The 24,174-nt window shown below is 29.8% G+C and carries 25 protein-coding genes and 1 riboswitch; of the genes, 3 read left to right on the top strand and 22 right to left on the bottom strand.

The window, feature by feature from the left end:
- Positions 1–20: 20 nt before the first annotated feature.
- The 6 genes from CPJCM30710_RS01255 to CPJCM30710_RS18190 form a co-directional block, all read right to left on the bottom strand.
- A complete protein-coding gene (locus tag CPJCM30710_RS01255) occupies positions 21–968 on the bottom strand; it encodes a phosphoglycerate dehydrogenase (protein ID WP_212902354.1) in 948 nt (315 codons plus the stop codon).
- A 545-nt stretch (positions 969–1,513) separates the two neighbouring features.
- Positions 1,514–2,323 (bottom strand): 4-hydroxy-tetrahydrodipicolinate reductase, encoded by an 810-nt coding sequence (gene dapB, locus CPJCM30710_RS01250; protein WP_212902353.1) that lies wholly within the window; start codon positions 2,321–2,323, stop codon positions 1,514–1,516.
- A gap of 88 nt (positions 2,324–2,411) precedes the next feature.
- Positions 2,412–2,547: riboswitch (cyclic di-AMP (ydaO/yuaA leader) on the bottom strand.
- A 218-nt stretch (positions 2,548–2,765) separates the two neighbouring features.
- Positions 2,766–4,346, bottom strand: coding sequence for a H(+)/Cl(-) exchange transporter ClcA (clcA, locus tag CPJCM30710_RS01245; protein WP_212902352.1), 1,581 nt, complete (start codon positions 4,344–4,346; stop codon positions 2,766–2,768).
- Between the two features lie 347 nt (positions 4,347–4,693).
- On the bottom strand, positions 4,694–5,401 hold the full coding sequence (locus tag CPJCM30710_RS01240; protein ID WP_212902351.1) for a YetF domain-containing protein: 708 nt from the start codon (positions 5,399–5,401) through the stop codon (positions 4,694–4,696).
- A 10-nt stretch (positions 5,402–5,411) separates the two neighbouring features.
- Entirely contained in the window at positions 5,412–6,110 is a 699-nt protein-coding gene (locus tag CPJCM30710_RS01235) for a YetF domain-containing protein (RefSeq protein WP_212902350.1), read from the bottom strand.
- A 76-nt stretch (positions 6,111–6,186) separates the two neighbouring features.
- Complete coding sequence (locus tag CPJCM30710_RS18190; protein WP_407644967.1) at positions 6,187–6,309, bottom strand: spore coat protein; 123 nt, start codon at positions 6,307–6,309, stop codon at positions 6,187–6,189.
- Between the two features lie 287 nt (positions 6,310–6,596).
- Here CPJCM30710_RS18190 and CPJCM30710_RS01225 point away from each other — a divergent pair, with 287 nt between their 5' ends.
- Positions 6,597–6,800: a DUF1657 domain-containing protein gene (locus tag CPJCM30710_RS01225; protein ID WP_212902349.1), complete on the top strand. Its 204-nt coding sequence runs from the start codon at positions 6,597–6,599 to the stop codon at positions 6,798–6,800.
- Positions 6,801–7,010: 210 nt separating this feature from the next.
- Positions 7,011–7,361: a four-helix bundle copper-binding protein gene (locus CPJCM30710_RS01220; protein ID WP_212902348.1), complete on the top strand. Its 351-nt coding sequence runs from the start codon at positions 7,011–7,013 to the stop codon at positions 7,359–7,361.
- Positions 7,362–7,477: 116 nt separating this feature from the next.
- On the opposite strand, the gene CPJCM30710_RS01215 is transcribed toward CPJCM30710_RS01220, so the two are convergent.
- The 7 genes from CPJCM30710_RS01215 to CPJCM30710_RS01185 all read right to left on the bottom strand — a co-directional run bounded on the left by CPJCM30710_RS01215 (position 7,478) and on the right by CPJCM30710_RS01185 (position 14,078).
- Positions 7,478–8,200, bottom strand: coding sequence for an amino acid ABC transporter ATP-binding protein (locus tag CPJCM30710_RS01215; RefSeq protein WP_212902347.1), 723 nt, complete (start codon positions 8,198–8,200; stop codon positions 7,478–7,480).
- Positions 8,139–8,897, bottom strand: a complete 759-nt coding sequence (locus tag CPJCM30710_RS01210) for an amino acid ABC transporter permease (RefSeq protein WP_212902346.1) — start codon at positions 8,895–8,897, stop codon at positions 8,139–8,141. The genes CPJCM30710_RS01215 and CPJCM30710_RS01210 overlap by 62 nt, the downstream gene beginning before the upstream one ends.
- Before the next feature lie 108 nt (positions 8,898–9,005).
- Positions 9,006–9,800 (bottom strand): ABC transporter substrate-binding protein, encoded by a 795-nt coding sequence (locus CPJCM30710_RS01205; RefSeq protein WP_212902345.1) that lies wholly within the window; start codon positions 9,798–9,800, stop codon positions 9,006–9,008.
- A gap of 223 nt (positions 9,801–10,023) precedes the next feature.
- A complete protein-coding gene (gene ablB / locus CPJCM30710_RS01200; protein ID WP_212902344.1) occupies positions 10,024–10,857 on the bottom strand; it encodes a putative beta-lysine N-acetyltransferase in 834 nt (277 codons plus the stop codon).
- Positions 10,850–12,157 (bottom strand): lysine 2,3-aminomutase, encoded by a 1,308-nt coding sequence (gene kamA, locus CPJCM30710_RS01195; protein ID WP_212902343.1) that lies wholly within the window; start codon positions 12,155–12,157, stop codon positions 10,850–10,852. The genes ablB and kamA overlap by 8 nt, the downstream gene beginning before the upstream one ends.
- A 636-nt stretch (positions 12,158–12,793) precedes the next feature.
- Positions 12,794–13,429: a flavodoxin family protein gene (locus tag CPJCM30710_RS01190; RefSeq protein WP_212902342.1), complete on the bottom strand. Its 636-nt coding sequence runs from the start codon at positions 13,427–13,429 to the stop codon at positions 12,794–12,796.
- 148 nt (positions 13,430–13,577) lie between these two features.
- Entirely contained in the window at positions 13,578–14,078 is a 501-nt protein-coding gene (locus CPJCM30710_RS01185; RefSeq protein ID WP_212902341.1) for a nitroreductase family protein, read from the bottom strand.
- Between the two features lie 475 nt (positions 14,079–14,553).
- Here CPJCM30710_RS01185 and CPJCM30710_RS01180 point away from each other — a divergent pair, with 475 nt between their 5' ends.
- A complete protein-coding gene (locus tag CPJCM30710_RS01180; RefSeq protein ID WP_212902340.1) occupies positions 14,554–14,898 on the top strand; it encodes a winged helix-turn-helix transcriptional regulator in 345 nt (114 codons plus the stop codon).
- 139 nt (positions 14,899–15,037) lie between these two features.
- Here CPJCM30710_RS01180 and CPJCM30710_RS01175 read toward each other — a convergent pair whose 3' ends face one another.
- The 9 genes from CPJCM30710_RS01175 to CPJCM30710_RS01135 form a co-directional block, all read right to left on the bottom strand.
- Positions 15,038–16,708: a ribonuclease J gene (locus CPJCM30710_RS01175; RefSeq protein WP_212902339.1), complete on the bottom strand. Its 1,671-nt coding sequence runs from the start codon at positions 16,706–16,708 to the stop codon at positions 15,038–15,040.
- A 938-nt stretch (positions 16,709–17,646) separates the two neighbouring features.
- Complete coding sequence (gene arsB, locus CPJCM30710_RS01170; protein WP_212902338.1) at positions 17,647–18,705, bottom strand: ACR3 family arsenite efflux transporter; 1,059 nt, start codon at positions 18,703–18,705, stop codon at positions 17,647–17,649.
- Between the two features lie 81 nt (positions 18,706–18,786).
- Positions 18,787–19,110, bottom strand: a complete 324-nt coding sequence (locus CPJCM30710_RS01165; RefSeq protein WP_212902337.1) for an ArsR/SmtB family transcription factor — start codon at positions 19,108–19,110, stop codon at positions 18,787–18,789.
- A 424-nt stretch (positions 19,111–19,534) separates the two neighbouring features.
- Positions 19,535–20,335, bottom strand: coding sequence for a sulfite exporter TauE/SafE family protein (locus CPJCM30710_RS01160; RefSeq protein ID WP_212902336.1), 801 nt, complete (start codon positions 20,333–20,335; stop codon positions 19,535–19,537).
- 349 nt (positions 20,336–20,684) lie between these two features.
- The gene (locus tag CPJCM30710_RS01155) at positions 20,685–21,863 is read right to left on the bottom strand and encodes an MFS transporter (RefSeq protein ID WP_212902335.1); all 1,179 of its coding nucleotides are present in this window, start codon (positions 21,861–21,863) and stop codon (positions 20,685–20,687) included.
- A gap of 89 nt (positions 21,864–21,952) precedes the next feature.
- On the bottom strand, positions 21,953–22,180 hold the full coding sequence (locus CPJCM30710_RS01150; protein WP_212902334.1) for a thioredoxin family protein: 228 nt from the start codon (positions 22,178–22,180) through the stop codon (positions 21,953–21,955).
- 18 nt (positions 22,181–22,198) lie between these two features.
- Positions 22,199–23,215 carry a permease gene (locus CPJCM30710_RS01145; RefSeq protein WP_212902333.1) on the bottom strand — a complete coding sequence of 339 codons (1,017 nt, stop codon included), beginning with the start codon at positions 23,213–23,215 and terminating at the stop codon, positions 22,199–22,201.
- 107 nt (positions 23,216–23,322) lie between these two features.
- Positions 23,323–23,559: a 4Fe-4S dicluster domain-containing protein gene (locus CPJCM30710_RS01140; RefSeq protein WP_212902332.1), complete on the bottom strand. Its 237-nt coding sequence runs from the start codon at positions 23,557–23,559 to the stop codon at positions 23,323–23,325.
- Positions 23,560–23,642: 83 nt separating this feature from the next.
- A complete protein-coding gene (locus tag CPJCM30710_RS01135) occupies positions 23,643–24,173 on the bottom strand; it encodes a permease (protein ID WP_212902331.1) in 531 nt (176 codons plus the stop codon).
- Position 24,174: the final 1 nt, after the last annotated feature.

Genomic DNA, 24,174 nt, shown 5'->3' with positions numbered 1-24,174 from the left:
CAGTGTACTTGAGGCATGCTTTAATAGCCTTTTTCTATATCCACTAAATTTATAAGCTCTTCACCTTTAAGATATCTTTGCAGATTTTCGTATATGGTATTATATATTCTTACATCTCGACTTTCAGAGACCCATGAATTATGAGGACTAATTATTAGATTTTCTAAATCCCATAATTCACTTTCTTTATCCAAAGGCTCTTTTTCAAAAACATCTAGAGCAGCGGCCTTAATTCTATTACTTTTCAGACTTTCAATCAATTTCTCTTCATCTACTACATCTCCTCTTGATGCGTTGATGAATACAGCCCCCTCTTTCATGGAATTGAATTTACTTTCATCAAATAGATGATAGGTTTCAGGTGTACTGGGAACAAGCGAAATAATGATGTCGCAACTTCTTAACATTTCATTTAAGTTATCACTATTATAAGTTTTATTAAAATATTCAACGGCTCTTCCATCTCTATTTACACCTAATACACAAGTGTCGAATGCTCTTAACCTCTTAGCTGTTTCCACTGCTATAGCTCCTGTACCCACTATGCCTACAGTCTTACCATATAGCTCCATTAAACTAAAATCCATTCTCCATATTTTTCTCCTTTTATTTTCATTGAACTTATAGGAGTTTTTATATATCTCTAAAATCTTACCAACTATCCATTCTGCTATTGGTATTACATAACCATTTTTATTGTTAGTGACCTTAATATTATTATTTTTTACTATATCCTTTGGTACTTGATCGAACCCAATGCTTAACAACTGAATCCATTTTAAGTTTTTCATTTTTGAAATATCCAATGTATTAAAAGGGTCATATGTTACCAAAACTTCTACATCCTTAAATTCTTCTGTATAACGTAACCCTCTCTCTTTTTTAATTATTATTTCATAACCTAATTCCTCAAGTTGCTTCATCTTTTCATTACCATAATTATATGAAAACAATGCTAATTTTCTCATAAAAGCTCACCTCATTTGTATTGCTTATAATAATATATATTATGTAATATATATTATACAATAACTACTTATAAAGGTTACGATTGTATGAAAATAAGGTGTATAAAACAAATAAAATTTAATAGGCATCAAGCCTATTAAATTTGAGCAAATTTTACTTTATGAAATTGCAGCAAATAAAAGAATCAGAAATTTCTGACCCAATTTCCTAATTAAGTTTACCCTAAATCAATAGGTTTAGTCTTCATCATGAGATATTTATCTATACCTTTTCTATAAAAGCTTGGGATAAGTAAAACTATAACATAGCATAATATTAAAAAGAAATTTTAACTTAATCAGCAACAAAGAGACAAGGCCACGCCTTGTCTCTTCTAGTCCTAAAATCTATACTTTTTCCTATCCAATAAAAAAATCCCCTAGCGGGGACTCTAAATAAATTTATTCAAGGTTGTAAATTTCATAATTTCCTATAAAAATAAAAAAAGTGCACTATTATTTTTCCCTTAGCTCCATTGAGTATAAACAAGTGCGTTTAACTATACTTATATAACTTCTCTTTCATCTAAATAACCACTTAATACTTTACTTAATTCAAGTACATCTCCCATTTCATAGAACCCAACTTTTTTATTTATAAACCTAACAGCTTTTAATGCACCGATAGCAAATACTTTTCTTGAAAATGATTCATGGGTTATTTCTAATCTATCATACTCTCCTGCAATCATAACCTTATGAACACCAACTACGCCACCTGCTCTTACTGCATCTATAGGTATTTCTGGTTTACTATTCCCTGATAAAGTTACTCCCTCTTCTATTTCCCTGGAAATTTTTATTGCAGTGCCTGATGGTGCATCTTTTTTTAGTTTATGGTGAACTTCAGTAATGTGAAAATCATAGTCATTTAATATATTTGATGCTATATTGGTTAACAATAATAAAACATTGACTCCTAGTGTTATATTAGGTGCATAAACAATAGCATTACTATGTTTTTTAGTTAACCCATATAAAGTTTCTATATTCTCTTCTTTTAATCCAGTAGTTCCCACTACCATATTTACCTTCATTTTGGAAAGAATTTTAGCATTTCTTACAACAACCTCTGGTGTAGAAAAATCAACAACTACATCCGGTGATGTTTCAAAAACGATACTCTCGATATTGTCAGAAGATCCAACCTTCACTCCTAGTTGTTTTGTTCCTATAATATCGCCTAAATCCATATTAACTTTTTTACTTGTAGGACTGCATAAAGCAGACACTATTTTAACATCTTTTTCTTGTAGTAATACCTTTGCTACTTCAATTCCTGTTCTTCCCAATCCTGAAATACATACTTTTATCATATTATATAGCCTCCTCAAACTTACTTTTTACTACTTTAAGAAAAGTGGAAAATAAGTTATGGAAAGGAATACATATAATACAACATACCGCATCACTCCTTAACGCTTACGAGATTAGCTGACGGATTCGGGTCAAAAGAGCTTAACCCTTCTAAGAAGTTATTCTTAGACTCACCCCAAAAGTTGGTTCTCCCGCTCCAAAATGGACTCAGCGATTATTTTAGATATTTAATTACTTAGATATTATACCATTTACCTTTCATTATATCAAATTGAATATCCTTCTTATTTCATAATTGGAACTATATGTATTATTAATATATTTTTATATAAAAAAACCGTACTTCCTAAACGTACGGTTTTATTCATGTAAGTTATTAAAAAGTAACAAATTCTCCACCAGCTACTAAATAAAATTTCTTTTTAAAATTCTAATATAACTTTATATACTCCTAGAAGTTCCTCCTAATTTCAGCAGTTCTTTATTTATAGTAGCTGCCTTATTTTCATCTACAAGAACAATCAGATAATCTCCTGAATAAATGAAAGTATTTCCTTTAGGAATTATCTCATCTTCCCCTCTTCTAATTCCAACAAGTAAACAATCCGTTGACAAACTTAGATCCTTAATCATTTTGCCATCCATTTCAGAACCCAAAAAAACTGGTATTTCTAGTATTATCTTATTTTTACTGCTTCCCGTTAATTCACATTTATCTTTTCTTAATTGTCTTTTTAATAGCGCTTCATATATAGGCTCTGATTTTAGTAAATCAGCAACTATATAGGCAGTAATGGATACAATACTTAAAGAAAGTAAGTGAGTAAAAGAACCTGTCATTTCTGTAATCAATATAATACCTGTAATAGGTGCTCTTACAATAGATGTAAAATATCCTGCCATAGCTAATATAATAAAATTATTTATAAATTCAGGACTAAAGCTAAAAAAATGCACTAAAACATTTCCATAAATAGCTCCAGTTAATGCTCCTATAACTAATAATGGGAAGAATATACCTCCGGGTGCCCCTGAACCAAAGCTTATCATCGAAAAGGTAAACTTTACAATCAAAATAATAATTAGCATTTTCATTGTAAAACTTCCTTCAATCAATAAGTCTATAAGTGCATGTCCTCCACCTAGTACTTGTGGTAATATAAATAATAGCACTCCTGCCATTACAAAAGGAATCATAAGTTTATATTGAACTGGTATACCCATCTTTTTATCATAAATATTTAGAGTTCTTAATAGTGTACTATTATATATAACTCCAAAAACTCCTACAATAATTCCTAATAGTATTATATATCCATAACTATTTAATGGTAGAGAGGATATATGCTGAATATTTAATACTGGTTTTAATCCAAAAAAATGTTTTGAGATAAAATCTGATGTTAAGGATGCAGCCATAGCAGAAAGTAATACTAATGGAGAAAAATGCTTATGAACCTCCTCTAAGGCAAACATTACTCCAGCAAAAGGTGCATTAAATGCAGCAGCTAATCCAGCACTTGCTCCACTGGTAATAAGATATTTTTCTTCTATCTTAATTCTCTTAAGTACTTTACTAAAACCTTGTCCAACAGCCCCACCTAATTGTATAGAAGGACCTTCCCTTCCTAAAGATAATCCTGCTCCTAAAGCTATTGTTCCACCAATAAACTTTAAAATAATCACTGATAACCAGTTCATACTAAGCCTTCTTTGCAATACCCCTTCTATCTGCGGGATTCCACTACCTTTTATCATTGGTTCTTTCTTTACCATAAGCCCAACTATATAGGCACCTAGAATTAAAATAATAAACCATATAGGTATAAGCTTATAATTTTGTAATTGTGCTAAAGAAATCTTTTGACGCAACTGATCTGCCTCTTCAAGAGTAATTCTGTAGGATACAATTAGTAATCCTGTTAATGCGCCTACAATAATACCTTCTATAATAAGCTTTAGCCTAAAACTCTGCCAATGATATATGGTATTGTAGGTATTGTGTTTATTAACTTTATTCAATTTTAATCATCTCCATATCGTTACAGATAAGTATTTTAAGTCCTTCTATATTATAATTATAAATAAATCCATATTCAATAAATGTAATATATACCTTCGATTAGTGTAAACTTTTAAAACTAAGATATTCTTTCCTATTCTGATTTATTGCCCTTATTATTTACATTAAACTACTACTTATTGTAATTGATTCTATTTGTATCTCTACTAACAACTGGAACATTTATAATTACAGTTTATTTACTTTAGAGTTGATATCCTTAAGGAATCTCCAGCTAAAGTTTCAAAGGACTTCCTGAAGAAAGAAGGATTAATTATGACTAAACTCTATTATTATTTAGATCTTGTTAATCTTTTTTAGCAACATATAGCTTCTTTGAGCTATCTATAGTAGCAAGATAAATATTTTTTATATCATCTATATTGTACATAGCAAGATTATTCATAAGCCAGTCTTTATCAACTCCTGATTTAACTAAACTTTCTTCAAATAATTTACCATCATTGATGATAACTAAAGGTAAATTCACCGGCTTAGCAAATAAATTGAAATCCGTTGGAGTAACTGGTCTATTAGGTTCCTTTTTTACTATACTAAAATGACCATTAGTTTCTAGAATTACATATTTAACCTCTGAAATATCAAAAATATTCTTAAGTCTTAATTCACTCATAAGCAAATCAACATTTATAAAATGTTTTTTCAAATTCTTTCTTATTATCTTCCCATCATCTATTAAAATTATAGGCTTACCATTAAAAAATAAAGATAACTTTCTATTTTTTAAAGATATCAAACTAAATATATAATGCCAAAAAAATAAAGTTAATAATGGAACAATTATGTATGTAAAGGATATCTCTCCATCTAGCAATGGCGCAACTGTAAGTGCTCCAAGTATCCATACCAATACAAAATCATACGCAGTAAGTTGATTTAGAGTTCTTTTTAATATATACCTTCCTACTAAAAAAGCTATTATACCTACTATAAAAGTTCTTATGATAAAACCTAATAGCGAAATGTTTTTAATAACACCAAAAACTCCCAGCATAAACTGCCTCCTATGGACTTATATATAATTTTTTATCCGAAGTTAAAATTCCTAAATAAATATCATTTATATTATCAATATTATTAGATTTAAGCTCCTTCTCAAGCCAATCATAACTGAGTCTATTCTTTTTAAGAATTTTTTCATCTACTTTTCCTTTATAAATAAGAATTTGAGATAAAATATCTTGTGGAGAGGTCATTGCCATATCTAGCTTAGTTATAGGAAGACTATTATTATTTACAGCGACACTAAAATCCCCTGTAGATTCAGCGATTAAATACTCTACTTTTTCAAGATTAGATGCATCTTTTTGTCTTAATATTGAAATCAAGTTATCAATTGTTAGTTTTGCTTTTGAAAGATTATTCTTTATCACTTTTCCATTTTTAACTAGTATGATGGGTTTTTGAGAAACTACAGATGGAACTTTAAAATATAAGTATGAAATAAACAAATTAATTAAAGTGTATACTATAATTATAGCTATTGCGTCTACTAATCTTGCTTTAGGGTTGACCATACGGGAAGCTGCAATGTGACTAATGCCTGCGGCCATCAAAAAGTTGTATGAAGTTAATATACCAGGCTGACGAAATCCCATTACCTTAGCTGAACCAAATAACATAAAGTATAAAATAGATGTTCTAATAAACAATTCAAGTATACTTAACTTTTCTCCTTGAAAGAAAATAGCATATATATTCATAAAATCACCTTTATATTAATTTTATAAAAAGATAAGTTCAATATTTTTTATTGAACTTATCTTTTTACATAAAATTTTATTTTACATTATACATTCCATAACTATTCATGTAATTAAAAAGTTCTTGCCCATGCCTTTGTTCATCTTGTTGAATATGTTTCATAATCTGCCTAACTATAGGATTAGCAGATTCAAAAATGTCAATATCATAAGCACCTGAAACATATTTTTCTGTAGATAATAAGTCATTTGAGCATAATTTTTATATTTTTGAATGCACACTTCTTCTTGAAGTTTTCCATCTTCCAAAAACATTCTTTCTTTTAAACTAAGTTGTATTTACATATTAACTAACCTCTTTAGAATATTTTAGTCAATAATTCTCCACATTATGTATATAGTTAAGTTTTATTTATAAATAATTAAGTTTTTATAATATACATATACTAACGTTATAAAGTTGCATATTTGAAGGAGGAACCCAATATGACTACAGTAAATAAACTTGAAAAAGCTTTAACAAGTGCTCAAGGATTAGCTACCGAATTAAAAACATTTTCAACAGATACAAACGATCAACAAGCTAAACAAACTTTTAAACAACTAGCACAAACAACTGAAAATATAGCACAGACACTCCAAAGTAGGCTTGATTTTGTAAAATCAGAGGAACCACAATATAGAGAATAATATTAAATAGAACTTATCTTGAACTAATAGTGAATCTTAATTAGTATATGAAGTTATAAATATATATTTATAACTTCATATACTTAAGCATTCTATAACATTGAATGATGCTTTTATAGATTAGATTTACTAACTTCATCTGCATATAAATAATTCTTTTTTCACATAATAGATTTTGTGGGATAAATCTAATTAAAAGCAGTGTTTAAAATGAGTATAGCAACTATGACCATAAGTAAATATCAAACATGTATTGATGAGTGTAACAGATGTGCTCAGGCATGTTACGAATGCTTCAAAGCATGTTTAAATGAACCCGATGTAACTGCTAGAAAGAATTGCATATCCATTCTTGTTGAATGTGCTAGGATGTGTGAAATGTCATCAGCTCTTATGTCAATGGATGCTCAATTTGCAAAAGACCATTGTAACCTTTGTGCTTCTATTTGTGATAAGTGTGCTCAAGAATGCACAATGTTCAAAGATGACCATTGCCAAAAATGTGCACAAGAATGTCGTACTTGCGCAGACGAATGTAGAAGAATGGCTGGTATGCAGTAGTCTATAATCAGCAGTCAGTAACATTATGAAGTTACTGACTGCTGATTTATTTTGTTTATTAAATAGTATAACTGTAAACAAATTTTACAAATCTATTTTATTTTCAACTTATATTGCTAATATATTTGTTCCAAAAAGTTTTTAAGCCGCTCATGTTTTGGATTTTCAAATATTTGTTCAGCAGTCCCTTCCTCCGCAATCTTTCCCTCATGTAAAAAAATCACCTTATCGGCTACTTCCTTAGCAAAACCCATCTCATGGGTAACTACTACCATTGTCATTCCTTCATTAGCTAACTTCTTCATCACTTTTAAAACTTCCCCTACCAATTCTGGGTCTAAAGCAGATGTAGGTTCATCAAATAGTACAACTTCAGGCTCCATTGCTAACGTTCTAGCAATGGCTACCCTTTGCTGTTGTCCTCCTGACAGCATAGCTGGATACTGAGTAGCTTTATCTATTAATCCTACCTTATCTAATAGCTGCAGAGCCTTTTCCCTTACATCTTCTTTACTTTGCTTTTTTATGGTCACAGGTCCTTCCATTACATTTTCCAAAGCAGTCATATGAGGAAAAAGATTAAATCTTTGAAATACCATTCCTACCTTTTGCCTCATTGCATTGATTTCCTTTTCTGAATCTGTTATCTCCCTTCCACCTATCCAAATTTGTCCATCATTTTTTCTTTCTAGAAAATTAATACAGCGAAGTAATGTGCTCTTTCCAGAACCACTGGCTCCTATAAGACAAACTACTTCTCCTTTTCTTACTGTTAAATCAATTCCCTTTAGTACTTCTAACTCTCCAAAGTACTTGTACAATTTTTTCACTCTTAACATCTTTCATCTCCCTTTCATTAACTTTCAATTTATACTCAAGCAACTGCAATGCTTTAGAAAGTACAGCAGTAATGATTAAGTAATAACATCCTGCTATAAAAAATATAGGAAATACATTATATGTAGCAGCCACAAACTGTTTAGAAAGCATTAACAGCTCCGTCATTGTAATCACACTTGCTAATGAAGAATCTTTAATAGCAATAATAAACTGATTCCCCAATGCTGGAATAGATCTTTTAAAGGCTTGGGGCAAAATCACCCTTCTCATGGATTGCCATTTTGTCATCCCTAACGCTCTTGATGCTTCTCTTTGTCCATTGTCAATAGATTCTACAGCTCCTCTAAAGATTTCAATAATATATGCTCCACTATGAAAAGCTAACCCTAAAGCAGCGGAAACAAATGCACTAAATGTTATTCCAATCTGCGGCAACCCATAAAATATAAATATTAATTGCAAAAGCAGAGGAGTTCCTCTAACTACCGTTATATAAGCATCAATAATCTTCATCAAAATTTTACGTTGAGAAAACTTAAGTAAAGTTCCTATTAGACCGAATATAGTGCCTATTAATATTGATAAAACAGATAACTTCAAAGTCATAATTACACCAGGTATAAACTTAGGCGTATATCTAATCACCGTTACAAAAAACTCTATTATTTCTTGGAACATACTATTAACCACTTCCATACTCTTCCCTCCCAGAAACTCGCTAGTTCCAGCTAATTAAGCACTTTTAGTGAAAAATTTCTATAGAATTAGCCTAAGGGAGAAATAATCTTCTCCCTTTACATTAATTTAATTGGTTTTTAAGAGATTTGTATTAAACCACTTTTCACTTATCTCTTCATAAGTACCATCTTCAATAATCTCTTTTAAAGCTTTGTTTACTGCTTCTACTAAATCTTTTTCCCCCTTTTTCATTGCAATTCCAATAGTTTCCTTATAAATGAATCCCCCTACAGGCTCAATATTAATACCAAACTTTTTCGCTCCAAACACACCAACCCACTTTCCCGTAACCAATCCATCAGATCTTCCTTGTTCTAAAGCTTTCATATTGTCTACATCACTTTCAAATTGTAATATCTCTTTAATATTATCCATTTTTTGTAAACTATTATGGAATGTTGTCCCTGTTACAACTCCAACTTTCCCATCTTTTATATCTTGAATACTTTTAAATCCGGAATTTTTTTTAGAAAAAAATTGCGCTCCATCATAATAATATGGATTACTAAAATCTACTTCTTTTAATCGGTCTTCAGTAATTGCCATACTTCCGATAACCATATCAAACCGATTTCCCTTTAAGCCAGGAATTAATCCATTCCACTCTGTAGTTATTGGATTTGCTTTCACTCCCATTTTCTCAGCAATGGCATTGGCAATGTCAATATCAAAACCTGCTAAATTTCCATTTTCATCTTTAAAATTGAAGGGAGGATATGCTGCTGTCATTGCAAATGTCATTTCTTTTTTATTTAAAATTTTTTGGTAATTAGACTTCTTACTTTCTCCACAAGCAGTAAATATTAAGCTTAGCATTCCTAACATAATTAATATTGTAATCTTCTTTTTTCTCTTATTCATTTTTATCCCTCCATCCATATACCCATATATACAACTCACACATCCCCTTCAAGTTGTTACTTTGGATAATATCGTATGTTTTCATAATTTTAAAAATATATTATCATAGTTTTCTCTATTACTCTTCAACACACTTTCTTTTATATAAATTATATACACATATTCTACTACTGAAGAATTAACCTAATGTGTTAAATTTAGGCTTAATATACTTACTCATTCATTAAAGTTTTTTATACCACACATTCATACTCTCTATTCTCCCCGAAATATTAGTATTATTAATTAAGGTTCCTGCAAATGTATATCCCTTCTTAGAAAATGTAGTATTCATTCCATATGATACAGCCCTAGCTATGGTATACGCTGTTTTAATTCCTCTAGCTATCATTTCCTCTTCCATCTTTCCTAGCAAATAAACTGCCAAACCTTTTCTTCTATATTCAGGTAATGTACCAAAGTCTGTCATTTCAACATTTAAATTTTCTTTATCCATCTCTGAAGAAGATATAGCTATAAGTTTATCTTCCTTCCAAATAGTAAAGTATACAACATTATCCTTCATAGTTGTTAAAATATATTTAGCATTATATATTGGAAAAGGATATGTTTGAAAAATCTTTTTATAAAATTCTGCAATTGCCTCTGCATCATTTTCCCCTGCTTTTCTGAATATAAATTGTTTTGATAAAGTACATTGTTTTTTTTCATTACTTTTTTTAATAGACTCACTTAAAACATCATTAATAATTTCTTTATATTTTTCTTCTTTTCTATCTTTAGAAAAATATTTAACTACAAAAACGCCATCTTCTTTACCTTTATAAAATTCAGGAATTGCAGCCTCTATAGAGTATCCTTGTTCTAAAAAAAATACTTTTGCTCCCAAAGGTATTTTGCCAATTATTTTAGTGTATTTTTTTTCTTTAGCTACTTCTTCTAAAATATCGATAATACCATAGCTATCATCTTCATGCATTTTCATTAAATATATTCTGTTATTTTCTTTATCGTGCTGAATTATTGATTTACTTATTTTTTTTGTTACGTTATCCATTATCTCTTCTCGCTATTCTTTCATTATTCTTTGGAGTAAATGAAATAGTTTCATCATAATCTGAAAGTAACTTTTGAACACCTAAAGCTTTTATTTCTTTATCATCATCCAAGTTTAATGTTAACTTACACTCATCACAGTTTAAATCACATGAAGTAGCTTTATAGCTATCTGGTTCTTTATAGGTTGTTATTACTCCTTCATAATTTCTTAGTATAGTTTTATCATTAGACCAAGATACTAAGTAATTAGGCATTACAGGAATTTTTCCGCCACCTCCCGGTGCATCAACAACAAAGGTTGGAATTGCAAAACCACTGGTATGCCCTCTAAGCGACTCCATAATCTCAATACCTTTACCAACTGATGTTCTAAAATGTGACAGTCCTTCTGACAAATCACATTGATATATATAATATGGTCTTACTCTATTTTGCACTAATTTTTGGACTAACTTTTTCATTATATGGACACAATCGTTAACTCCGGCCAATAGTACAGATTGATTTCCAAGAGGTATACCTACATCAGCTAACTTTCTCAGTGCCTCTCTTGATGAAGCTGTAATTTCTTTTGGATGATTGAAATGTGTATTTATCCATAGTGGATGATGTTTTTTTAGAACATTAACTAATCTATCGGTAATTCTATAAGGTAGAACTACAGGCACTCTTGTTCCTATTCTTATAACCTCAACATGTGATATATTACTAACTTCTGTTAAAATCCAATCTAAGTATTCGTCTGATAATAACAACGGGTCTCCTCCAGACAATAATACATCCCTTACCTGAGAATTATTTCTTATATATTCAATACCTTTTTCTATAATCTCTTTATTTGGAATATGATCCTTATCTCCTACTTTTCTTTTCCTAGTACAATGTCTACAATACATAGCACATACATTACTTACATGGAATAAAACCCTATCTGGATATCTATGAGTAATCCCTTCTACTGGACTATCTTCATCTTCAGCTAAAGGATCTACCATGTCACATTTGCTTATTATTAATTCTTTTTCACTTGCTACTGCCTGTTTAAAAATAGGATCATTTTTATAATTGTTAATATCTATTAAGGATAAATAGTAAGGAGTTATAGCCATAGGAAACTTCTCTATAGTTCTCTTAATATGTTTCTTGTGTTGATTATCTATTTTAATGTCTAATAATTCCTCAATAGTTTCTATATCTCTTACAGTATGTCTTACTTGCCATTTCCAATCTTTCCAGTCTGGATATTTTTGCTCCCAATTAATTCTATTAATATTTTTTAATTCTGCTTCTCTAATCATATTATACCCCTCTCAAGTTATTTTATTGTATAAATCTTTCTACAAACAACTTTATTTTATCATCTAAGTTGTTACTTGTAAAGTTTTGTATCCCTCCATCTTTTGATTTTTAAAGTAATTAACATAAACTTAATAATCAGAAAGAGCACTTCCCCATTAAGGTTAATGCTCTTTCTTACAATTAGCAGAATAATTTCCATTCACAAATTATTCACTGCCACCAAGGTAGTTAACATTGGTTTACTATATATGTACTCTTAAGTAAAAAAGGAATTCTTATACAAGCGAAAGCTTTCATCAAGGCGTGGTTATAGATGTAGTTGTTTCTTTTGGATACACAGTAAATCTGAATACAAATACGCAAATATTATTTATTGAGGGTCTTCTTTAAAACATTGCATAAAAACAGGAATCTACTTCCTGCTAAAGAATTAATTCAAAACAATTCACTGCTCTTTATTTATTCACACATTCTACATGCTTTGAGCACTAATTTTGTGTTAAAAAAAATACCTGATATATTTTCATATCAGGCTTAAACCTCAAAATATTGGCTCTAACTAATCTATAATAAAACCACCAATAGCATTCTTCAAACAAGTCAGTTTTCTTATATAAAAAACTATAAAAGTAAGTTTAACGAATAAAATTCATAAACAATTTATTTTCTCTTTCTGGTTCTTTAACCGTTCCTTTTCCGTTTTCAACTAATTTTATGAGCCATGCCATATTTTTTCCAAGAACTCTCATTATTTGCATACCCTCTTCATCTTGTAAAGCTTCACCAGGACGTGTACCATGAATTACATTCCAATAATTTGAAGTTGGTATTAGCATTTCAGAATAATTTATATAGTTATTTAATTGATCAAAAGTTGAAACTCCACCTGAACGTCTTACTGCAACAACTGATGCACCAACCTTATGTCTTAGCATTCCATCATTAACACTTGTAACATAAAAAGCTCTATCTAAAAAAGCTTTCATAGTAGCACCAATTGATGAATAATGCACAGGAGATCCTAAAATTATTCCATCTGCTTCTTTCATTTTTTGAATCCATTCATTAACCTCATCATTTGGAATTACACATCTTTCATTTTTATTCTTGGCGCATTGACCACAAGCAATACATCCTCTAATTGACTTGTCACCTACATGAACTACTTCTACTTCTATTCCTTCTTTTTCAAGTTCACTTGTAACTATTTTTATTGCATGATAAGTATTTCCTTCTTTATTTGGACTTCCATTAAAAGCTACAACTTTCATTTATTTTTCCTCCACTTATAAATATACTTTTCAAAATTATTTCTCTATCACTTTAGTATGACTTTAATTCAACATACATTTGCTAGATATAATGTTAAAGAATTTTATATAAATTAATTTCTGGCTGAGTTTCTCCTATCATTTATCATTACCACTTTTCATGATGAACTTTATTACTATCATATCTATCTATAAAATTAGGTTTATCTACTGGATATCCTACCGGAATTACTGAATAAGGAACTATATTTTCTGGTAAATTGAACATATCCTTGATATAATTCATTCTTTCCTCTATTGGAGCAATAGCCATCCATACTCCTCCTAATCCAAGTTCTACTGCTTCAAGCAATAAGTTTTCAGTAGCTGCTCCTAAATCTTGTTGCCAACATTCAGGTACCTTCATATTATCTCTATTTCCTAAAACAATAAATGTTAAAGGAGAGTTTTCAACTGGCTTTGAATAAGGACTCATCTCTGAAATCTTCTTTAATGTTTCCTTATCTTCGACAACTATAAACTCCCATGCTTGCTGATTGAATGCTGATGGTGCTTGCATGGCAGCTCTTAAAAGTTTTTCAATCTTTTCTTTTTCTACTTGTATATCTTTATATGCTCTTATACTTCTTCTTTTATTTATTATCTCCATTAATATTACCTCTACTTAAATATTTTTCCAAATCCTTCTATATATAATAACCTTATACTTAATTTTATCTAATATTAAGTATACATCTCTTACCTAGCGTATTATCTATTACATGAACCACATTTAGGTTTTTTAGAAAAATCTATTTTTAAGCTCTATATTTAATATCTTAGTTTTATCAAAAATTTTCTTTACTTTCATGTCTCCTCTCTTAATTTTTTTCGTTACAGCTATAAGTAAACTATATAACATTTATTTTCTAATAAACAGTACGCACTTTTTTGTAAGTTAAGTTACTTTAATGTAAGTAATGTATTTTTATAAAAACATGTGATAAAATATACGTTATCATTGAAATGATAGAGTATGCTGGTTTTAATTTTGAAATTTATTTAAAAAATTAAATAGTTAAATAGTGTTTTTAGAATTATTTAACATATACAATGGTAGATAAATTACTAAGGTAGGTGATACTATGATAACACACAAAGGTAAAAACTATCTGTGTCTATTAGATTTTGGCATGGACTTCGTAAGAGGAAAATGGAAATCTCTTATTTTATGCAACTTATATAATGGATCCAAAAGATTTCTAGAGCTTCAGAGACTTTTATGTAGTGTAAGTCAGAAAGTCCTAACTGATAATTTAAAAGAGTTAGAGGATGCCGAACTAATAACAAAAATAGTATATCCTGAAATCCCCCCTAGAGTTGAGTACTCTTTAACCCCTATGGGCATAGATTTTACTAAAGCTCTTAGAACAATAGAAGAATGGTCTGAAAAATATTACTCTCATCTAAAAAATACTGATATAAAATAAAGCTTAATGTAAAACAAAGCCAGTAAAGGTGCTTTAAAACACCTCAACTGGCTAATTTTCATGCTATTCAATTTCACATTGAACCTCAGTACCATATAGCAAAGCTATAATCTCTAAGATATAGTCTTTATAATAAATTTTATATCTCCATAATTATTGGTAAAATAATAGGTTTTCTTCTTGTTTTATTATATAAGAATTGTCCTAATGAATCTTTTATGTTAGATTTTATTGTAAACCAATCTTTAACTTTTCTTTCCATACATTTATCTAACTCTAATTTTACTACTTCTGTTGCTTCTCTTATTAAATCCCCAGACTCTCTCATATAAATAAACCCTCTTGTAATAATGTCAGGTCCTGAAAGTATACTAAATGATTGTTTATCGATTGTTACTACGACTGTTAATACTCCATCCTGCGATAGATGTTTTCTATCTCGAATTACTATACTGCCTACATCACCAATGCCAATACCATCTACCATAACCGCCCCTGAATGAACTATTGCTGACTTTCTAGCTCTATTTCGACTTAACTCTAGTGACTGACCAGTTTCTAATACAAATATATTTTTAGAATCCATTCCAAGACTTTCAGCTAGCAACCCATGTTGTCTAAGATGCCTATATTCACCATGAACTGGCATAAAAAACTTAGGTTTAAGCAAAGTATGCATTAATTTAAGTTCTTCTTGACAAGCATGCCCTGAAACATGTACTTCTTCTATAGCATCATAAATTACCTCTGCACCCTTCTTAAAAAGTTCATCTATAAGTTTTGATATAAACTTTTCATTTCCAGGAATAGGTGATGCAGAAATAATTACCAAATCTCCATTTTGAATTGAAATTTTTTTATGGGTTGAAGACGCAATTCTTGAAAGAGCAGCCATTGGTTCCCCTTGACTTCCTGTTGTAATAATAGTTATTTTATCACAAGGATATTTATTAATATCATCTACAGTTATAAGATGTTCTTTAGGTAAATGCATATAACCTAGCTCCATAGCTATACTAGAGATTTTCTCCATACTTCTTCCACTAAAAGCAACTTTTCTACCATAGTACAAAGATGAGTTAATAATCTGTTGAATTCTATGAATATTTGATGCGAAGGAAGCCACGATTACTCTACCCTTTGCATTTCCAAAAATATTTGTTAAATTTTCTCCTATAACAGTCTCTGAAACTGTATACCCTGGACGTTCAACATTAGTACTATCTGCCATTAATAGTAATACTCTTTGACTTCCTAGTTTTGCAAAACGTTGAATATTTACCACTTCTCCATCTATAGGAGTATAGTCTATTTTAAAATCTCCTGTATGAACTATAACACCTTCTGGAGTATATATAGCTAGTGCGCAAGCATCTGCAATACTATGACAGGTTCTTATAAATTCTACTCTAAAGTTTTCAGTTTTAATCTCTTCTCCTATTTTAACTTCATGAAGAGTACAGTCAGAAAGCATATTATGTTCTTCTAGCTTACTTTTTACTAAGCCTAAGGTCAACCTTGTGCCATAAACCGGTATATTTAGTCGATTCAACACATATGGAAGAGCACCTATATGATCTTCATGTCCATGAGTTAACACAAAGCCTTTTACCTTCTCACTATTATTCAATAAATATGTTATATCCGGTATAACCAAATCAACACCATACATTTCCGCATCAGGAAAAGCTAAACCACAGTCAATGACAATTATTTCATTATCATATTCTATAGCTGTAATATTTTTCCCTATTTCTCCCAACCCACCTAAAGGTATAACTTTTACTTTGTTTTTATTTTTTGTGATCATTTAATCTCCTATCTGACAAAGAAACTTCCGTTACTTAAAGTTTCTTTATCATTAACTTTTATTACAATTTACGTTTTTTTCTAATAAATTCTTAAGTTTATTTCATTAACAACATCACGAAATAAGTCCCTTTATAGCAAGGAACAATAGTTATTGTTACTTTTAAAATTTTATATAATTTCTTTTATCCACACATCTTATTAAATATGAATACTTTCTACTAAAACCCGATGAATAGTATCACTAAAACAAAAAACTTCTCTAGAAATATTTTTCTCTATGCAGTTCATTAATAATTATTAGGGTCTACATATACCCTGATTTACCAATTTTATTTTTACAGAAATTGAGAATAATTATTCAATGTTGCAAAAGAGTAAAATTTAATTTAGTGTTACTGTACCAATAATAAATTTCATTTAATATTAATATATCTCAACGCATTTTTTTCTTTAACAGTATCTATTCTATAATGAAACAACCTTTTAGTAGCTACAATACATTTTCATTACAGAATAATACAAAGTAATTTTTATTGTTTACTGTATATGAAAAAACTTGAATAAATATAATGTCCTTGGTTTAATAATTGGAGCAATTTATATTCATTCATCTTCTTTCATAACTGTCATTTACTATTGTATAAATTAATTAAAATTTCTTATATTTTGTCCTTATTCAGGTGAAAAATACCCCTCTAAAATTTTCCTTTTTATACTATAACTTATGTTATTATATACCATAAATTATAAATAATCAAATTCTATTATAAATAGTTATAGATAGCTTATATACATAATTATGAATTTTGAACCCCCTAAATGTAAAGGGGGTTCAAGATTCTTTGGGTTTATACTTTTACTTAATAACTATTTTATCCTATTATTTATATATGGTGTAATTCAATTCTACCAAAAGAAATAGGTTATTTAATAATTTTAATTTTTTTCAAACCAACCTTTAGTTTTATTAGCAATTTTAACAAGTGTAAGCATAACTGGTACTTCAACTAATACGCCAACAACTGTTGCTAATGCTGCTCCTGACTGCAATCCAAACAATGATATAGCAACTGCCACTGAAAGTTCGAAAAAGTTACTTGCACCAATCATTCCAGCTGGTGCTGCAATGTTATGTGGTAATTTCCAAAGCTTAGCCCATCCGTATGCAACTCCAAATATTAAGAAGGTTTGTAGTGTCAATGGAATTGCAATTAAAAGTATATGCAATGGATTGTTTAATATAGTATCTCCTTGGAAAGAAAATATAATTACCAAGGTTAAAAGCAATCCTATTATAGTTATATTATCAAACTTCTTGAGAAAGGTATTTTCAAAATACTCTATTCCCTTATTCTTAATAACTAATGTTCTAGTTGAATATCCTAATGTAAGTGGAATAACAACGAATAATACTGTTGACAATATTAATGTATTCATTGGAATTGAAACATCCCCAACACCTAATAAGAATGCTACAATCGGTGCAAAGGCTACTAATATTATTAAGTCATTAACTGCAACTTGAACTAGTGTATATGCAGAATCTCCTTTAGTTAAATAACTCCATACAAATACCATTGCTGTACATGGTGCCGCTCCAAGAAGTACTGCCCCTGCTACATATTCCTTTGCTAAATCTGGTGCAATAAACCCTTTAAACACTACGAAGAAAAAGAATGCTGCTATTGCATACATTGTAAATGGCTTAATAAGCCAATTTGTTGTACATGTAACAATAAGTCCCTTCGGCTTTTTTGTAGCATTAACTATACTTGTAAAATCAATTTTTAACATCATTGGATAAATCATTAGCCATATAAGTATAGCTACTGGAATAGAAACATTGTAATATTCAAATTTACTTAAGGTACTTGGAATTGCAGGCAATACTTGACCTATTAATATCCCTACAATAATACATGCTGCAACCCACAGCGTTAAGTATCTTTCAAATATCCCTAATCCTTTCCCTTTAACTTCTTTATTTTCTGACATTTTAAAATCCTCCTCCATTATTTTATTGTGTTATAAACAATTATCCTATCTATCCTTTATTGATTTATTTAGCCTCCTTTTTTATTTACATTGACATTTAGATTTTTCTTTACAAATACAGTCATCAGTATCTGTTACAAGATTCATAATAAATAAAATTAATTTATTACAATTAGAGCTATTCAAGGAATAGTAACTCCATAAACCTTCTTTTCTGCAATTCACTATTCCACAATCTATTAATACCTTCATATGATGTGAAAGTGTGGGTTGGGTGAAATCAAAATGTTCTAAAACATCACAGGCACACTTTTCTCCACAAGATAAAATATCAATTATCTTTAATCTACTGGCATCTGAAAGTGCCTTAATAACTTTTGCATTTTTATCATAATTTAAGTTCACTTAATCACCTCTTATATAGATAATCATCTATATATAATATAAACTTTCATTTTCACATTGTCAATACAACCTATATTTTTTAACATTAAATTAACGCCAATATATATTGTTGTCTATATAATCCTATATTATGCAAATAATATATTAGTGTGAACATTTTAAAAAATAAGGCGGTTAGGTATAGTTTTACCCTTCCACCTCAACTTATTTGTATTATTTTATAGCCTTCCCGATTAAAAAGATTTTTTCTTTACTGCAAAATCTAAATTTTCATAGTAAACATTACATCTATGCTCGAACGCCCGTGAACAAATTTTTTTCCTTATAGGACATATTTTTTATCTCTCAATATATATCTTTTATATAACTATACATGATTTTAAATATTATCATCTTCATTATATTATGGCTGATATTTAATATGTTATTTTATCTTTAAGAATAGTTTTATTACAGAAATTATTAGAATAAAGCCAAGCAATATCTTAATAATACTACTAGATATATAAGCAATAAGGTATGTACCTAAAAAAGCACCAATAATAGAGCCTATTCCCATAGGAAAAACTAAATGAGTAATATCCTGTTTTGAAGCATATAATCCATTTGAAGCATGTTTATATATTCCAATTATTAAAGCTGGTATATTAATTAAAAGACTTACTGTTCCAGCAATCTTAATATCAATACCAAAAACAAGCATAAGAGCTGGTATAGTTAATTCTCCGCCAGCAACCCCTAATAAACTGCTAACAAGACCTATTATACTGCCTAAAAATATAGAAAGAATTAAAGATAGTAATGAAAAATGGTATTTGATTCCACTTGAAACAAGAGGGTGCAATCCTTCTACAACCAGTAATATTCCAATAAAAATTAATATAATAAGCATTCCTCTTTTTAATGATTTTTCTGTAATCTTTTTAGAAAAATCTCCACCTAAATATGCTCCTGTCATCGAGCCAATTATGAATGTTAGTATTAACGACCATAAAGGCAATATATTCTTTATATTAGTATTAGGTAATCTAAAGATTATCGAAGATATTATAGTTACCGAACTAACAGCCAAGTTAAGTGCAACAGCTTTATGAACTGAATACTTAAATGTACCTACTAAAATAGGTAATCTAAACTCAGCACCGCCTAATCCAATTAATCCACCTAAAAACCCTATAGGAGTGCCCGTTACAAAGGCCAAATACATAGATTTCCTTTTCTCCATAATATATCCCCCTCTTTGAAACATTATTATACATTAATATAGCACAATGCAGATTTAACTACCAATTTTGTATAAGTTTACAATAAAATAAAACATGCTATCACCACCAACAAAAATACCATGCAATAGTACAATCTTACACTGTAGCTACTGCATGGTATTTGAACTACCTTTATTCTCATTAAATTAAATCTTTTAAATTATATTCCTAATGCTTTATTAATGGTTTGCTGATCAGCAAGATTATTTTATTACACTTTTATTGTGCATTTTTCATCTGCTGAAATTAATCTTAATATAATTATATAAAAACAAGTACAATACTAAACATCCGCCCATAACACACTTATTATGCTTGGAAACTTTCACCACTATCTTTCTGTTTAAAGACAACCTTCGTTGCAATAATTCCAACAATAAGCATTATTACTCCTGCAATTGCAAAAATTTGACCAATACTTGTAATATTTATGATTTTACCATTCACAAAGGTTCCTATACCACCTCCAACGAACATGTTAAAAGATGCAAGAGACATTGCTGTTCCTCTAAGTTTTGGCATAGTCTCTTGAGCTGTTGTTACTAATGTAGATTGTAAGAATACGAAGGATAAACCAAATCCAAACAATCCAATTGTAATATAAATAAAATTATTCATATATGCAATTATAAATAGACTAAAACTTCCAATAATTCCTGCAAAAAGTAAGAATTTATTCTTTAACTTTTCTCTCAATACAGGAGCCTTACGTCCACCTATAACAGTTGCTATTCCATATACCGTTAATATTAATCCAACAACCAATACTGAATATCCTGTTCTACTTTCAACTAATTTTCCTGAATAAGTAAAACTTCCAAAAACACTAAAGCCCATTAGAAAAATAGTTGCTACTATTTTAACCAAATTCTTATTTGAAAATGCTGCCTTATAAACCTTTGTAAAATTAAGAGTATCAATAACGCTTGAGCTGCTTGGTAATACTTTTAACATAACGAAAGCTATAATTAATTCTGCTAATCCATAAATGAAATATACTATTCTCCAAGAACCGAAGTATGCAAGTGCTCCTCCAATAGCAGTAGCAGATGCTCCACCTAAAAACATCACACCCATTACTTTTCCAATCGCCTTTTGTCTGTTACTAGATTCAAAACTTTCTCCTACCAGTGCCATAGTAACTGGAAAAATACCTGCTGCGAAAGCACCATTTATGGCACGAAATACAATCAGAGATTGTAAATTAAATGATACTGCTCCTAACATACTAAATATTGCCGTTCCAAAGGCTGCAATGTTTATAACTCTTGTTTTACCATATCTATCACCTAAAGGTCCAAAAATGATTGTAAATAGTCCAAAAGCAAGCATATATGCCGTTACAGATAATGCAGCACTTCCTATACTAATATTTAAGTCTTTAGAGATATTAATAAGAAGCGGAGCAACTGCATAGTTATCACCATTTGCGAAGAACGCAAGTACACTTAATACCATTATCATTAAATTTCTTTTTTCTTTATTCATATTATTACTCCTTATATATTTATTTATTTAAATATTACGATATACACCACTAAACTAAAGCCCTTTGAAGTAAGGGCTTTAGTTTAATCTTATAGATACTTTTTAATTTCATCTGGCGATGGTACTCTTCCCATTATCTTAACCTTGCCATCTACCACAAGGGCAGGGGTTTTCATTACTCCATATGCCATTATGTCTTTAAAATCAGTTACTTTTTCAATAGTAGCATCAATACCTAATGCTTCCACAGCCTTTCTTGTATTCTCTTCTAATTTCTTGCAATTTGCACATCCTGAACCTAAAACTTTAATTACCATACTAAATCTCTCCTTTAATTATATAAAAATATATGAAAATGCATTAAACAAATAACCAATGATAATTATACCTATTGATACTATTGATACAAATATCGCTAAAAGCTTAGGTTTTACAACTTTACTAAGCATAATCATAGATGGAAGAGAAAGTGCAGTGACAGCCATCATAAACGATAGTACCGTACCAACTCCTACTCCCTTTCCAAATAAAGCTTCTGCTATAGGTATAGTACCAAATATATCAGCATACATTGGTATACCAACAACAGTTGCCAGTAAAACAGCAAATGGATTGTTACCTCCTATCACTGTTTCTATAACTGATTGAGGAATCCAATTATGAATTGCAGCTCCTATACCAACACCAATTAAAATATATAGCCATACTCTTTTGATTATGTCTGCAACCTGACTCTTTGCATAAGATATTCTTTCTTTACGAGTCATTTCAATTATTTCAACATCAGTATTTTGTATATCCATTACATACTCTTGAATATATTTCTCCATATTTAACTTGTCGATAAGTGTTCCTCCTAGCACTGCTAGAACCAAACCAACAACTACATATGCTATAGCAATTTTAGCACCAAAGAAAGACATTAAAATTAGTACTGATGCTAAATCTACTAATGGTGATGATATCAAAAATGAAAAAGTAACTCCTAAAGGAAGCCCAGCTGATGTAAATCCTATAAAAATAGGTATGCTAGAGCAGCTGCAAAATGGTGTTACTGTACCAAGTAATGCTCCAAGTATATTACCCTTTATCCCTTTAATTCCACCAAGAATTTTCTTTGTCTTTTCTGGTGGAAAGTAACTTTGGATATAGGATATAATGAAAATTAGTACTGATAATAGTATAAAAATCTTTATTATATCATAGATAAAGAAGTGCAAACTGCCTCCCACTTTATCTTTAATAGATAATCCAAACACTTTTTCTACAAGTAGTCGTATAAGTTCTGAAAGCCAAGTCATTTTTAATAATTGATCATTTAACCAACTAAACACCTGAGTCACTACGTTCATAAAAAATCACCTACCTAATTTAGTACATTTTTAATAGTAAGATTACTACATTCTAAATGCTCCTAATATATTTACTCTCTATATCGTTACCAAATAGAATATTCTTATTAGCAACAACAAGAGCCCCCACTACATTTATTATTATTGTTATCACCTACATATTCTATAGCACCTGTTGGACATAAATTGCCACAACTATGACATCCTTGAACACATCCTTCTGGGTACACAACCACAGGCATTGATCCTTTCATTTCATATACACCATGTTTACACTTATTAAAACATGCACCACACTCCTTACATTTTTCATAATTTAATACCGGATACCAAGTCGTTGACATCTCCCCAACCTCCTTTAAATACTTATAAGTAATATATTTATACTTGCCATATAAAATATTTAACCTAATAGATTTCTTTACCTCTATAAATTTTCAGCATTATTATATATCTTACGCACCTCATCTTTTGAAACAATATAATATAAAATATATGCAATAATTATAATGCCTGGAATATCAATTAATAATCTCGTAATAGCAAAACGTGAGCCTAGTGATGATATTTCAAATAAAAACATTGGAATCTTTGTAGTAGACCATGCTCCAATAAATATAAGAATATTACTAAACTTTACACCTTTTTTCATAAAAACTGCTGCTACTGGAAAAGCTCCGTATAAAGGGCCTGCCGCCGCTGACCCTATAAAAATTGAAAGAAGTATTCCCTTTATTCCAGACCCTTCACCCATATACTTTACCATTAACTCTCTCGGAACCCATACATCCAGTAGCCCTAATAAAATAAACACTGGGGGAATTACAAGTGCCATTTCCTTAAAACTATATCCTGCAATACTAAGAGCCTTTAATCCTAGATTTCTATTTACTATAGTGATAATACCTAATATACAAATAGTAACAATAAAAAACTTATACCTCTTTATAAAATTCATA

The sequence above is a fragment of the Clostridium polyendosporum genome, assembly GCF_018332455.1.
Classification (GTDB): Bacteria; Bacillota; Clostridia; order Clostridiales; family Clostridiaceae; genus Clostridium_AY; species Clostridium_AY polyendosporum.
The sequence above is the reverse complement of the archived record's forward strand: the minus strand, read 5'-3'. Positions and strand labels throughout refer to the sequence as shown.